This is a genomic window from Pedobacter sp. GW821-FHT01D05 (assembly GCF_059422505.1).
This window is the reverse complement of the sequence record NZ_JBWKXA010000001.1, coordinates 1,462,822-1,475,829: the sequence shown is the minus strand read 5'-3', so window position 1 is coordinate 1,475,829 and position 13,008 is coordinate 1,462,822. Positions and strand designations below refer to the sequence as shown.

Sequence of the window (13,008 nt, the reverse complement as noted above, 5' to 3'; positions counted from 1 at the left end):
CACAACATTTTTCAATTGTTACATTGTTGAGATTGCTAAATTGTTGAAACGATCGCTCCAGTTTGATTATTGTAATTTGAATATTGGTTATTATTTAACTAATAGTAAACCTATCCGCATCCTTTAAAAACGGAAATTGCCGTCTGATTTTAACCAGTTCTTCGTAATTGATACTGAATGTATATAAATCTTCGTCTTCTGGTTTATAATAAACGGTATTACCGTAAGGATCCAGGCACATGGATAATCCACTGTGGTAAATTTGGTTTCCATCATGCCCAACGCGGTTTACGGCAATAACATAACTTTGATTTTCTATTGCCCTGGCCGGAATCAATGCTTTCCAATGTGCCGATCGCTTATCGGGCCAGTTGGCAACCAAAAGTAAGATGTCGTATTCCTGATCTACATTGCGTAACCAAACCGGAAAACGCAAATCGTAACAAATGGCTAATCTGATTTTCCATCCTTTAAGTTCGACAATAAGTTTTTCTTTACCAGGACTAAAGTGCTGATCTTCATCGCCCATGCCAAACAAGTGGCGTTTATCGTAATGCTGGTTTTTGCCATCTGGTTCCATCCAGATCAAACGGTTAAAATATTGATTGTTTTCTTTTATAATGATGCTTCCCGTAACTACGCAGTTGTACTGATGTGCCATTTTTTGCATCCACTGCATCGTTTTTCCACCCATTTCTTCGGCCAAGGCTTCAGAATTCATGCTAAAACCCGTGTTAAACATTTCAGGTAAAATAATAATATCGGTTTTTTCCCTTACACCCATCGATAATCTAAGTGCCAGATTCAAAAGGTTTTTCTCAATGTTTTCCCAAAAAAGATAGGCCTGAAAGACAGTTACTTTCAGATTTTCTATTTGAGTGTACACAGGTGCTTCCATTGTATTTAGGTTTTGTCTGGTTAAACGTTTTTTAATTTCTCCGCCGCTAAGGCAAGTGTAGCGTTTTCTTTAGCAAAGCAGAACCTGATAATTTTATGATCGGTTGCTTTCTGGTAAAATGCAGAAACAGGAATAGTAGCTACGCCAAATTCCTTGATCAATCTCATGCTAAAATCGGTGTCTTTTTCATCGCTGATACTGCTGTAGCTTGCGCATTGAAAATACGAACCGTTGCAAGGTAAAAGCTTAAAACGGCTTTCGGCCAAAAGGCTTCTGAAATAATCTCTTTTCTGTTGAAAGAACGTGCCTATTTCAGTATAATTTTTAGGTTCTTTAATATAATCGGCAATAGCTTGCTGCATGGGACTATTAACGCTGAAAACATTAAATTGGTGTACCTTTCTAAATTCTTTGGTTAATTTCTCAGGCGCTAAACAATAACCCAGCTTCCAGCCGGTAGCGTGCAAGAGTTTGCCAAAGGAGGCTACAATAAAACTTCTTTGCTTTAATTCTGGATAAAGCATTACACTTTGGTGCTTTTGCTCATCGTAAATTAAATGCTCATAAACTTCGTCGCTCAGGATTAGAATATCGGTGCCTGTAATCAGTTTAATAAGCGATTTCATATCATCTGATGATAAAATACTACCCGTTGGGTTTTGTGGCGTATTTAAGATAATCATCCTGGTTTTGGCCGTAAACAATTTCTTAACCATGTCCCAGTCAATTGCATAACTCGGCGGGGCAAGCTCGTAGGTTTTAACCAGGCCTCCTAAAAGTTTAATGGTAGGTGCGTAACTATCATAGGCTGGCTCGAAAATGATAACTTCATCACCTGCATTGATAATGGCAGCCAATGCGGTAAAAATAGCTTGGGTTCCACCTGCTGTAACCGTAATTTCTGTTTCAGAATTATAATTTATGTTATATAGTTTTTCTACTTTCTCTGCAATGGTTTCTTTTAAAAAAGTAGAACCAGGCATTGGCGCATATTGATTAAAACCATCTTGCATGGCTTTATTTACCAATTCAACAAGTTTTGGATCGCAGGCATAATCAGGAAATCCCTGAGAAAGATTAATGGCATTGTGTTCTGCAGCAAGTTTACTCATCACCGAAAAAATGGTGGTACTTACGCCTGGGAGTTTAGATTGTATATTAAGCATCTTATAAGCGAAAATAGGAAAAAAAAGCTTAAAGCGTAAAACCTATGCCAAAGCCCGCTGCTTAGTAGCATGGTTATTATTGTGATTGATTAAAACTTTATCAGGTCTATTAAACCCTCGCGCTAAATTAACGTCAATAACGAACGCATTAAACAAGCGGCTATTGATGGGATTTTAGATCAAGAAATTTTGTATTATTTCAAATATATTTCAGCTTATTTAAAATTATTCCAGATAAAGCCCTTTCTTTGCGTTTTAAAATCTCAATTATCCATTAAATATGAAGTTTAAACACTTAACCGCTGCCTTTTTACTGGTAATAAGTGCATCCGCATTTGTTAGTCCGAAAAAAGCTTTAAGAACATTTGTTTCCAACTACGAAAATGTATTGGGCACATCGTTGGAATTTAAATTTAAAACAATCAGTCAGGCAGACGCAGATTTAGCCGAAGCACGCGCATTAAACGAAATAGATAGGCTGGATGATGTTTTAAGTGCATATAAAGCGAATAGCGAGTTTAGTAAATGGATGAACAATGGTAAACAAACCACCAAAGTTTCGGCAGATTTGTTTGAGGTTTTAAAGCAGTTCGAAAATTATAAAGTGTTAACCAATGGCGCGCTTGATGCATCAGCTAAAGTAATAGGTGATGTTTGGAAAAAAGCTGCTGCCGAAAACCGTTTACCGTCTGCAACAGCACTACAAGATGCAGTTAAATTGGTTAAACAAAAACATTATATTTTAAATGAGCAAGATAAAACGGTTACGCGTTTAGATGATGCTCCGTTGGCATTAAATTCTTTTGCAAAAAGTTATATCATTAATAAAGCTGCCGAGAAAGCTGTTCAAAGCCCCGGAATTGAAAACGTGGTTGTAAATATTGGTGGCGATATGGTTATCAAAGGAAATCAGCCAGAAGCGATTGAAATAGCGAACCCTAAAGCTGATGCCGAAAACGATGCAGCCTTAACAACAATCAAAGTGTCGAATATGGCTGTGGCAACCAGTGGCAATTACCGCAGAGGTTTTAAGGTGAACGGCAAATGGTATTCGCATATAGTAGATCCACGTACAGGAAAGCCTGCTTCAGCAATAATTAGTGCAACGGTTATTGGCCCTGATGCTACTGAAGCAGGTGCTTTAGCTACTTCTTTTAATGTACTTTCTATTGCAGAGATTGAGGCATTAACTGCGACTAGAAATGACCTAGCATACTTGTTAATCACCAAAGACGGCAAAGAAATTAGAAGCAAAGAATGGGCTAATTACGAACTTGCTTTTAATAAACCGGCTATTGTGTTAGAAAAAGCAAGCAAAGCTGACAAACTTTGGAATACAAAATATGAGTTGGTGGTAAACTTAGAAATTGCCAATATCGAATCTACAGATGGCAAACGTGTCCGTCGCCCGTTTGTGGCCGTATGGATCGAAGATGCAGCTAAAACACCCGTACGCAATCTGGCTATCTGGTATAACAAACCGCGTTGGTTGCCAGATTTAAAATCATGGAGCCGTTCAAATGGTGATGAGTTTAAAAAAGGGGCAGAAGGAAAACTGAGTTCAACAAGCTCTGCAACACGCGGTCCTGGTAAATATAGTTTATCATGGGATGGAAAAGACGATAGCGGAAAATTGGTAAAAGCAGGTAATTACACCGTTTTTATTGAAGTAGCCCGCGAGCACGGCACTTATCAGGTGATTGCGCAAGAAATGAAATTTACCGACTCAGCAAAAAAAATAACATTAACGCCAAATACAGAACTAACCTCAGCATCTCTTGACTACAGAAAAATCGGAACCGCAAAAAAATAAGGTAACGGCTGCACCTAGCGGCCTTGGAAAAAAGCAGGTTAAAAAAGATAGTGGAAAGGCTAAGGGTAAAAAACGTCTGGCTGGTTTATCGCGCTGGCTGCATATTTATTTATCGATGGTGAGTTTTACCATTCTGCTCTTCTTTGCGGTATCGGGTTTAACCTTAAATCACGCAGATTGGTTTACTTCTGGCAAGGAAGTGGTTACTAAAGACTCCGGGTCAGTAAACTTAAAATGGGTAAACCAACCTGATACCAACAAGATCAATAAGTTACAAATTGTTGAGTTTTTTAGAACTAAACATGAGGTTAAAGGTGCATTGAGCGATTTTAGGATGGATGAAAGAGAGCTGAGCTTAACTTTTAACGGACCAGGTTACCTGGCCGATTCTTTTATAGACCGCGAAACCGGAAAATATGAATTAACCATAACCAGATTTGGCGCTGTGGCCGTGATTAACGACTTGCACAAAGGAAGAGATTCTGGTAAGGCCTGGTCGTGGATTATCGATATTTCGGCAGTGCTGATGACATTGGTATCTATCTCAGGAATTATCCTGATCTGTTTTATTAAAAAGAAACGACTAAGCGGCTTCATCATCGCAGCAGTAGGTACAATTGTTTGCTATTTGATTTACAAGTTATTTGTACCATAAGTTAACCACAAAGACACTGAGGGCATTTAGATTATCTCTTTGTATTCTCGGTGTCTTTGTGGTATAATATTAATGCGCTACAACAGCAGCATCAGCCGATGCCTCCACTTCAGTGGTGATAAACCTTCTGCCGATTAACAAACAACACAAAGCAATAAAGGCAGCTGCTGTCATTACCAGAGGCATGGGTACTACCGAGTGTTCGCTAAATAAACTTACCATTACCGAGGCCAAAGCGCCTAATCCCATTTGCAAGGCACCCATTAATGCCGATGCACTACCTGCATTTTTGGTAAACGGAGCGAGTGATAAGGCTGCCGCATTTGGGTTAATTAAACCTAAGCAGGCCAAAAATAAGGCGATAAAGCCTATGGTAGAATATAAATTTAACCAGTTATTTAGGGCGAAAACCAGAAATATTAAACTGAAAATACATTGTGCAATAAGTGCATAGGTTATAATGTTTTTGCTGGTAAACCATTTTAGTATCAGGCTGTTCACTTGACTTGATCCAATAAATGATACAGAAAGCAGTGCGAAAATCCAGCCATAACCTGTTTTACTTACCTCATAAATCTTCATAAATACCTGAGGCGAAGAAGATACATAGGCGAATAAACCTGAAAAGGTAATTGAACTGATCAAAGCATAAGTGTAAAATTGAGGTTCTTTTAAAACCGCAAAGAAATTGGTTAAAATTGGCTTTGGTTTTAAAGAGTAATTCGGATCGGGTTTATAACTCTCCGGTAGTTTGAAAATGGAAGCCAGGAGCATTAAAACGGCCATCAATCCTAAAAACACAAATACATATTTCCAGCCCAGGGCCGAAATTAAGTAGCCGCCCGCAGTGGGGGCAAGCATAGGCGAAACCGCAATCACCAGCATTAAGGAAGCAAAAACCTTTGGGCTTTCTTCTACAGAAAACAGATCCCGCACCATAGCCACAGAGGCAACAGCAGTGGCACAACTTCCAATGGCTTGTACAAAACGTAAAACAATTAGTTGGTTAACGTCAGTTACAGCCAAACAAAGAAAAGAGGCAAGGATATAAAGTGCTAAACCAAAATATAGCGGTTTCTTTCTTCCAAATTTATCTAACAGTGGCCCGTACAATAACTGGCCGGCAGAAATCCCGATGAAAAAGCTTGATAGTGATAGGGCTACGGTTGATTCATTACTGCTTAAATCCTTTGCAATATCAACAAAACCAGGCAGGTACATGTCGATAGAGAATGGGCCAAGTGCCGCCAGTGAACCTAAAATGAGTATGAGATAGAAGTGTTGTTTTTTAGCCATGAAGATTACCGGATTTTGATTCCGCAAAGATTGGGAGATTTAAGTTGCTAACCTATTTTTACAGTCGAACGATTGTAAAAATCATATTTTTATTGCTGAACATTAATGTGGCAGGCTGCGTAATCTTTGTGTTATCTCTGTTAAAAATATGGTGATCGCTATGCTAAATCTGCTATTTATTTATAGATTTATAGTCTATGACTTTTAAAACAAAAGAAAGCCGTTTACTACTCATTCTGGGTAGCTTTTTTGTAGCAAACGCTATATTATCAGAGTTTATTGGAGTTAAATTGTTCAGTGTTGAAGAAACGCTGGGCTTTAAAAAGTTCGATATAAACTTACTGGGTGTTCCGCATTTATCCTTCGTAATGTCGGCAGGGGTATTAACCTGGCCGATTATTTTTATTATGACGGATATCATCAATGAATATTTTGGTGTTAAACAAGTTAGATTCTTGTCTGTCCTTACTGCCATATTAATCTCCTTTGCCTTTCTTGTCGTTTGGGGTTCGATGCACTTAACTGCTGCTGATTTCTGGGTACATCAAAATATAAACGGAGAAGACCTCAATATGAATAATGCTTTTGCAGGGATATTCGGGCAAGGGATGTGGATCATTGTAGGATCGATTACGGCCTTTATTATCGGGCAAATGGTTGATGTAATGATATTCCATAAAATAAAAAGAATAACAGGAGAGCGGGCACTTTGGTTACGCGCAACAGGCTCTACTTTAGTTTCTCAGTTTATTGACAGTTTTGTGGTCATTTTTATCGCATTTTATATCAACCCTCAATATCATTATAGCTGGCAACAGGTTTTTGCCATTGGCCTTGTGGGTTATACATATAAATTTGTTGTGGCCATTTTAATGACCCCGATTTTATATATCGTACACGCCATAATTGATGGTTACTTAGGAAAAGACCTTGCACATAAGCTAATCAAAATGGCTGGAAGGGGATAAATATTTAAAAAAATAACCAATATACATCCTATTTATGAGAAACATTTTAATGCTATTGACAGTGCTTTCATTATTTTCTTGTGCTAACAAAGATGGAAGCAAAAAAGATTCAGGTCTTGATATTCAGGGCACCTGGCAGTTATTGTCGGCTACAACCATCGAAAACGGAACAAGCCAAACAACAGATTATTCTGGCAAGCTGAAAATGATCAAGATGTTTAACAACACTCATTTTGCATTTTTAAAACATAGCCTTAACCCTAAAGATACAAGCAGTTTTGACGCTGGTGGCGGAAGTTTTGTATTAGATAAAGACGATTATACCGAGCATTTAGAATATTATAAAAACAAAGATTGGGAAGGCAAGACTTTTAAGTTTAAACTCGCCATTAATAAAGATACTTTGATTCAGAAAGGCGTTGAAAAGGTAGAAAAAGCTGGCGTAGATCGTGTAATTATCGAAAAATATATTAAGCTAAAGTAATGTTAGCTTTAGTTGTTAACAGCGCTATCGTATTGGCGAACTTAATAACTGCATTTAAGTAAAGGAGAAAATTTATTAGAGAGAAGTCTGATTGTTCTTAAATCCATCAAGATGTTGTTTTGTTTTAAAACATGTTGTATCTTTGGATTATGGGATATGAACTATCAAAAAAGGAAATAGGCGAACGTATTGCCAACCTACGCTTAAGAAAAGGCCTCTCTCAAGATGATCTGTCAAAAAGCATTGCGATATCAAGATCTTCCCTAGCGCAGATAGAGTTGGGAAATCGGGTGGTGAGTCTAAGCGAAATGCAAAAATTATCGATGGTGCTAAGTTTTTCTTTAGATGATTTTATAACCAAAAATTTTCTGAACGATCAAAATTTAGAAGTATCCATCGAAATACATGATGAGGTTATAGAAGAACGCATTTCTGTTCCAGCCTTAAATATAAATAAGTTAAAAAACGTTTTACTCTACATTTTAGAACGCTGCGCTGGCAAGCCTAATGTTGGCGAAACCGTTCTATATAAATTACTTTATTTTTCTGATTTTAATTACTATGAGCTGTATGAAGAGCATCTAACTGGCGCAAAGTACAAAAAGTTACCTTATGGTCCTGTCCCTCAAAAGTTAGATTCCATTATCAATCAAATGATTGATGCAAATCAGCTTCAACGAATTAGAACAGAGTTCAGAGGCTATCCACAAAAGCGCTACTTACCACTCGAAAAGGCCGATTTAACGATGCTTAAAGCAAGTGAAAAAGATGTTATAGATAAAGTTATTGAACAAATGAGCGATTGGTCGGCCACGGCCATAAGCGACTATTCCCATAAAGATTTACCATGGGAAGTAACTGAAGAAGGCAAGGATATTAATTACGAACTGGCATTTTATAGAGAGTTGCCATATTCTGTAAGGATATATGATGAAGAGGATAATTAGTGTATGTACTTCGATTCACTCACCGAATTTAATAGGGATTTGAAATTTCTATTAAAAAAGTACAGAACATTAAATGACGACTTGGAAATGGTAAAAGCAATTATAAATGTTAGGCCAAGTCAGCCGCCGCCATTTAGCTTTACCATAGATAATTTAGGTATTAATACCTGTGTTATTAAAATAAAAAAGATGGCCTGTAAATCTTTAAAAGGTCGGGGTGTAAACTCTGGTTTGAGGTTAATTTATGCGTTTTATGAAGAAGAACAAAAGATAGTCTTCATTGAACTTTACCATAAAAACGATAAGGAAAACGAAGATAGGCAACGGATACTCGAAAATTTTACATAAACGCAAAAGGTCGGACTCGCTCCGACCTTTGTGCTTAACAACAAAACAAATAAAAAAATTAACCTTAAAAATAAATTATAGGCTTGCCAGTTCCTGGGCAAAAACATTTTCACTCAATTGCTCTTGTTTGTAAATCTGTCTGCCGGTATAGGCCACAAAAACAGATTCTTCCAAAAGCAAGTCGCGGTTCTTAATTAAACTTTCTAGCTTAACTGTTCCAACCACATATTTATAGCTACTTGCAGCATAACGTTCGCTGATATTATCAAAATCCAATAAAGTGATCAGATCTTCATCCGCATAACGTAAGTAAATTTCCAATAAAATTTCTTCGGTATGTTTTACACCATTTTCTGAGTGGTATTTTTTGTACTCGTAACGGTAATCGTAACGCAATGCCGCAATGTCAGAAAGTACAGCAGCACCAGTAGGGTGGCCCCCAGCACCTTTACCATAGAAAAATTGTTTATCAGCAAAAGCCGCCTGAACTGCAACTGCATTGTACTCATTTTCTACGTTGTAAAGGAAATCATCTTTGGCTACCAGTTTTGGTAACACATAAGTCACGATATCTTTTGTATTCACTTTACGTGCTGTAGGAACCAACTTAATTTTAAAGTTTTTCTCACGCGCATATTTAATGTCGTGGTTAGAAAGGTTCTGTATACCGATGTTTAAAATGGCATCAGGATTAACAAATAAACCATATGCGTGTGCGGTAGCAATGGCCAGTTTATATTTCGGATCGTAACCACCAACGTCTAAAATCGGATCGGTTTCTGCGAAACCTAAATCTTGTGCTTCTTTTAAAGCCGAGTCGTAACTTTGGTTCTCATTAAATATTTTCGACAAAATGTAATTAGATGAGCCATTAAAAATCCCACTCAAAGCATGGAATAATTCATTGTCGTAATATTCTTCCAGGTTACGGATAATTGGAATGCTGCCACAAACGGCTCCTTCGTATAATAAAGAAGTACCATGCGCTTGTTGTAAATCTACCAGCTCTTTTAAGTGCGTGGCGATCATTTTTTTATTGGCAGAAACTACATTTTTACCGTTTTTTAATGCGGTGGTTACAATTTCGTAAGCAGCATCGGCATCATTAATTAATTCTACAATGGTATTAATCTCTGTATTGTTCAGTATTTCGTTGCGATCAGTGGTAAATAGATCCTTATTAAGGGTACGCTTCTTTCTTGGGTCTTTTATCGCGATTTTAATGATCTCCAGGTTTAGGTTCTGGCTTTGGATAATATCCAATAAACCTTGTCCTACAACACCAAAACCAAATAAACCGATTTTTAAATTCTTACTCATTTCTTAAAGTGATTACACAGATAAATGGATTGCACCGATATAGCTGTTCTTATTTTTTGTGATTTGTTTTAAATTTTATTTTGTTATCCAGTTTTCACCTTCAACCTTTACACCCTCTACCTTATACCTTTTTAAGCGGTATGCTGCAATTTGATTATTTTTTTATTACGGCTTTCCTTAATAAAGTTTCCGATTACATTAGTCAAAGCATCTGTTTCGATTAAAAATCCATCATGGCCATAATCTGAATGTAAGGCACTAAATTCTGCTCCCGGGATATGATCGGCCAGGTATTTTTGCTCTGATAAAGGAAACAAAACGTCATTTTCTATCCCGATTACCAAAGTATTTGCCGTTATTAATTTTAGTGCGTCGGCAATACTTTTACGGTTCCGGCCCACGTTGTGGCTGTCCATTGCTTTGGTTAAATAATAATAACTGTAGGCGTTAAAACGGTTGATCAGTTTTTCTCCCTGATAATTCTGATAAGAAGACGACCTGAAATTGTCTGTTTTATCGTTTACGCTTTCTACCTGTGTGCTGCCGTAAGCGCTGTAGGTTCTATAACTTAAAAGTGCAATGCTACGAGCGGTTTTTAAACCTTTGCTACCACCGTTAGGCTGGTTGGCATAAAAAGTTCTATCGGTGGTAATGGCCAAACGCTGACTTTCGTTAAAAGCTATTCCCCAAGGAGAATGCGCTGCATTAGTGGCAATCAGAATCAGGTTTTCGATTTTATTTGGCTCCGAAATGCTCCACTCAACAGCTTGTTGTCCGCCTAAAGAACCTCCGATTAATAGTTTAATATAATCGATACCTAAATGCGAAGCCAATAACTGGTGTGCTGATACTAAATCGCGGATGGTAAACTGTGGAAACGAAAGGTAATAAGGTAAACCTGTTACCGGATTGGTACTTAATGGGTTTGTACTGCCGTAATGCGAGCCTAAAACGTTAGCACAAACGATATAATGCTCTTCCGGGTTGAACAAAGCATTTTCACCGAACAAACCTTCCCACCATTCAAAAACATCTGCATTGGCGGTAAGTGCATGGCAAACCCAAATTACATTATCTTTATTTGCATTTAATTTGCCATAAGTTTGATAAGCAACTTGCAGGTTACGGATTTTTTTTCCGTTCTCTAATTTGAACTGTTTATTATAGCTATATGTTGACGCAAAATTCCCCGAAGTGGATTTTACATTGTCGTTTTTACTGTTATGCATTTTGTAATGTTGTTGTCGTTTTTAAAAAGCCTCTTAAAGGGTTTGGGGTTTAGGCTTGTAAATTCTCTGCCGGAACTGTAGCTTTAATTGTTGCAAATGCCTGTTCGAAATCGGCCTTAATATCGTCAATATGCTCAATGCCTACTGAAACCCTCAGTGCATTTGGTTTTACACCTGCAGCTAATTGTTCTGTTTCGCTTAACTGTTGGTGTGTTGTGGCCGAAGGCTGAATGATCAGTGTTTTTGCATCACCCACATTGGCCAAGTGCGACACCAGTTTTAAGTTATCAATTACCTGTGTTGCATTTTCTTTGCTTCCAGCTAACTCGAAAGATAAAACTGCGCCAAAACCATTGCTTAAATATTTTTTAGCCAGGTTGTTATATTTATTACTGGCTAAGCCAGGGTATTGTACTTCTTTAACTAATGGATGGTTTTCTAACCAAGTCGCTAAAGCTAACGCATTATCAACATGGCGTTGAACGCGAAGCGATAAGGTTTCTAAGCCTTGTAACAAAAGAAAAGAATTGAAAGGCGATAGGGAAGGTCCAAGATCTCTTAATCCTTCTACACGGGCACGGATGATAAACTGGATATTGCCAAATGGTCCACCGATACCAAAAACATCGCTAAAAACCAAACCATGGTAACCTTCTGATGGCTCAGAGAATTGAGGAAACTTACCGTTGCCCCAGTTGTAATTTCCGCCGTCGACGATAACGCCGCCAATACTGGTTCCATGACCACCAATCCATTTCGTTGCAGATTCTACAACAATGTTGGCGCCATGTTCTAAGGGTTTAAACAAATAACCTCCTGCACCAAAAGTATTGTCAACCACTAAAGGGATATCGTATTTTTTGGCAATGGCGGCAATTTTTTCAAAATCAGGCACACTAAATGCAGGGTTGCCAATGGTTTCTAAAAAGATTGCTTTTGTTTTATCGGTTATTTTGCTTTCAAATTCTTCGGGTACATCTGGGTTGGCAAAATCGACGTGAATACCCAGGCGCTTAAAAGCTACTTTGAATTGATTATAGGTTCCTCCGTAAATATGGGTTGAAGAAACGATGCTATCGCCTGCCTCCAGTATATTATTTAGTGCAATAAACTGTGCTGCTTGTCCAGATGCTACCGCTAAAGCTGCCACACCACCTTCTAAAGCGGCAATACGTTTTTCGAAAACATCACTGGTAGGATTCATAATCCTGGTGTAGATATTACCAAACTCCTTTAAGGCAAATAAATTGGCGCCATGTTCTGCATTTTTAAAACCATAAGAAGTGGTTTGATAAATAGGAACAGCCCTTGAGCCTGTTGTTGGATCTATTTCTTGTCCAGCGTGTAATTGTAAAGTTTCGAATTTATATGATGTTGACATGATTTCTGTTTTTTATTGTTGAATAAGATGATACATGTAGTGCTTTAGGCTAATCCTAAAACCTAGCAGGGCGTATCCCGATTTCTCAGGACCTTCCAGTTTGAAAGAAACAAAAAAGGAAGATTTTTAAATTACTTTATGCAACAGCACATATAAGTAACCGCACGCATATTGCAACAAATAAAAGAAATAGAAACTTGTTCTACATTTTTTTGGTTTGCGCTGGGCTCGCTTAGCGATTGAAGATTTAATGTTTTCATCAGTTCTAATTTATATCTCCAAATAACACCATGTTATCCGGTCAGGAATTGGCACCTTCTCTTTCTGAGGGTTGCCAGTGGGTCATCGAGCCAGTCTCTCGCCACTTCTTTATAAATCAACCCGTGAAGATTGACTTTTATTTAGCTTTCCGCCAAATAATATTCCAAATGTCTGAATTTAATTTTAATCCACAAAATAAAATTCCGAATTTATGTCAATCATCTGTAAATGAGTAATGTATT

Annotated in this window: 12 protein-coding genes and 1 riboswitch; of the genes, 6 read left to right on the top strand and 6 right to left on the bottom strand. The window is 37.7% G+C overall.

What is annotated here, in order from left to right; genetic code table 11:
* Positions 1 to 94: 94 nt before the first annotated feature.
* Complete coding sequence (locus tag AC07VK_RS05955; RefSeq protein ID WP_492952285.1) at positions 95 to 898, bottom strand: amidohydrolase; 804 nt, start codon at positions 896 to 898, stop codon at positions 95 to 97.
* A 20-nt stretch (positions 899 to 918) separates the two neighbouring features.
* On the bottom strand, positions 919 to 2,064 hold the full coding sequence (locus AC07VK_RS05950) for a methionine aminotransferase (protein ID WP_492959025.1): 1,146 nt from the start codon (positions 2,062 to 2,064) through the stop codon (positions 919 to 921).
* A 280-nt stretch (positions 2,065 to 2,344) separates the two neighbouring features.
* Between AC07VK_RS05950 and AC07VK_RS05945 the strand changes: the two genes are divergently transcribed.
* A complete protein-coding gene (locus tag AC07VK_RS05945) occupies positions 2,345 to 3,877 on the top strand; it encodes a DUF2271 domain-containing protein (protein WP_492959023.1) in 1,533 nt (510 codons plus the stop codon).
* Positions 3,843 to 4,532, top strand: a complete 690-nt coding sequence (locus AC07VK_RS05940; protein WP_492952288.1) for a PepSY-associated TM helix domain-containing protein — start codon at positions 3,843 to 3,845, stop codon at positions 4,530 to 4,532. Before AC07VK_RS05945 ends, AC07VK_RS05940 begins: the two co-directional genes overlap by 35 nt.
* Before the next feature lie 69 nt (positions 4,533 to 4,601).
* Here the strand turns inward: AC07VK_RS05940 and AC07VK_RS05935 are convergent, their stop codons facing one another.
* On the bottom strand, positions 4,602 to 5,828 hold the full coding sequence (locus AC07VK_RS05935; RefSeq protein WP_492959021.1) for a multidrug effflux MFS transporter: 1,227 nt from the start codon (positions 5,826 to 5,828) through the stop codon (positions 4,602 to 4,604).
* 197 nt (positions 5,829 to 6,025) lie between these two features.
* On the opposite strand from AC07VK_RS05935, the gene AC07VK_RS05930 reads away from it, so the two are divergent.
* From AC07VK_RS05930 to AC07VK_RS05915, 4 genes are all read left to right on the top strand, one after another.
* The gene (locus tag AC07VK_RS05930) at positions 6,026 to 6,796 is read left to right on the top strand and encodes a queuosine precursor transporter (RefSeq protein WP_492952290.1); all 771 of its coding nucleotides are present in this window, start codon (positions 6,026 to 6,028) and stop codon (positions 6,794 to 6,796) included.
* 34 nt (positions 6,797 to 6,830) lie between these two features.
* Complete coding sequence (locus AC07VK_RS05925) at positions 6,831 to 7,280, top strand: hypothetical protein (protein ID WP_492959019.1); 450 nt, start codon at positions 6,831 to 6,833, stop codon at positions 7,278 to 7,280.
* 131 nt (positions 7,281 to 7,411) lie between these two features.
* Entirely contained in the window at positions 7,412 to 8,227 is an 816-nt protein-coding gene (locus AC07VK_RS05920; protein ID WP_494939786.1) for a type II toxin-antitoxin system antitoxin SocA domain-containing protein, read from the top strand.
* A gap of 39 nt (positions 8,228 to 8,266) precedes the next feature.
* On the top strand, positions 8,267 to 8,575 hold the full coding sequence (locus AC07VK_RS05915; RefSeq protein WP_492959015.1) for a hypothetical protein: 309 nt from the start codon (positions 8,267 to 8,269) through the stop codon (positions 8,573 to 8,575).
* A 75-nt stretch (positions 8,576 to 8,650) separates the two neighbouring features.
* Here AC07VK_RS05915 and AC07VK_RS05910 read toward each other — a convergent pair whose 3' ends face one another.
* From AC07VK_RS05910 to AC07VK_RS05900, 3 genes are all read right to left on the bottom strand, one after another.
* Positions 8,651 to 9,895: a homoserine dehydrogenase gene (locus tag AC07VK_RS05910; protein ID WP_492952294.1), complete on the bottom strand. Its 1,245-nt coding sequence runs from the start codon at positions 9,893 to 9,895 to the stop codon at positions 8,651 to 8,653.
* A gap of 131 nt (positions 9,896 to 10,026) precedes the next feature.
* Positions 10,027 to 11,124, bottom strand: coding sequence for a homoserine O-acetyltransferase family protein (locus AC07VK_RS05905; protein ID WP_492952295.1), 1,098 nt, complete (start codon positions 11,122 to 11,124; stop codon positions 10,027 to 10,029).
* Positions 11,125 to 11,173: 49 nt separating this feature from the next.
* A complete protein-coding gene (locus AC07VK_RS05900) occupies positions 11,174 to 12,505 on the bottom strand; it encodes an O-acetylhomoserine aminocarboxypropyltransferase/cysteine synthase family protein (RefSeq protein WP_492959013.1) in 1,332 nt (443 codons plus the stop codon).
* Positions 12,506 to 12,772: 267 nt separating this feature from the next.
* Positions 12,773 to 12,883, bottom strand: a riboswitch (SAM riboswitch).
* Positions 12,884 to 13,008 lie beyond the last annotated feature (125 nt).

Coding starts and splice junctions, on each gene's coding strand:
- AC07VK_RS05955 (WP_492952285.1), bottom strand. CDS start 898: ATGGAAGCACCTGTGTACACTCAAATAGAAAATCTGAAAGTAACTGTC.
- AC07VK_RS05950 (WP_492959025.1), bottom strand. CDS start 2,064: ATGCTTAATATACAATCTAAACTCCCAGGCGTAAGTACCACCATTTTT.
- AC07VK_RS05945 (WP_492959023.1), top strand. CDS start 2,345: ATGAAGTTTAAACACTTAACCGCTGCCTTTTTACTGGTAATAAGTGCA.
- AC07VK_RS05935 (WP_492959021.1), bottom strand. CDS start 5,828: ATGGCTAAAAAACAACACTTCTATCTCATACTCATTTTAGGTTCACTG.
- AC07VK_RS05930 (WP_492952290.1), top strand. CDS start 6,026: ATGACTTTTAAAACAAAAGAAAGCCGTTTACTACTCATTCTGGGTAGC.
- AC07VK_RS05925 (WP_492959019.1), top strand. CDS start 6,831: ATGAGAAACATTTTAATGCTATTGACAGTGCTTTCATTATTTTCTTGT.
- AC07VK_RS05920 (WP_494939786.1), top strand. CDS start 7,412: ATGTTGTATCTTTGGATTATGGGATATGAACTATCAAAAAAGGAAATA.
- AC07VK_RS05910 (WP_492952294.1), bottom strand. CDS start 9,895: ATGAGTAAGAATTTAAAAATCGGTTTATTTGGTTTTGGTGTTGTAGGA.
- AC07VK_RS05905 (WP_492952295.1), bottom strand. CDS start 11,124: ATGCATAACAGTAAAAACGACAATGTAAAATCCACTTCGGGGAATTTT.
- AC07VK_RS05900 (WP_492959013.1), bottom strand. CDS start 12,505: ATGTCAACATCATATAAATTCGAAACTTTACAATTACACGCTGGACAA.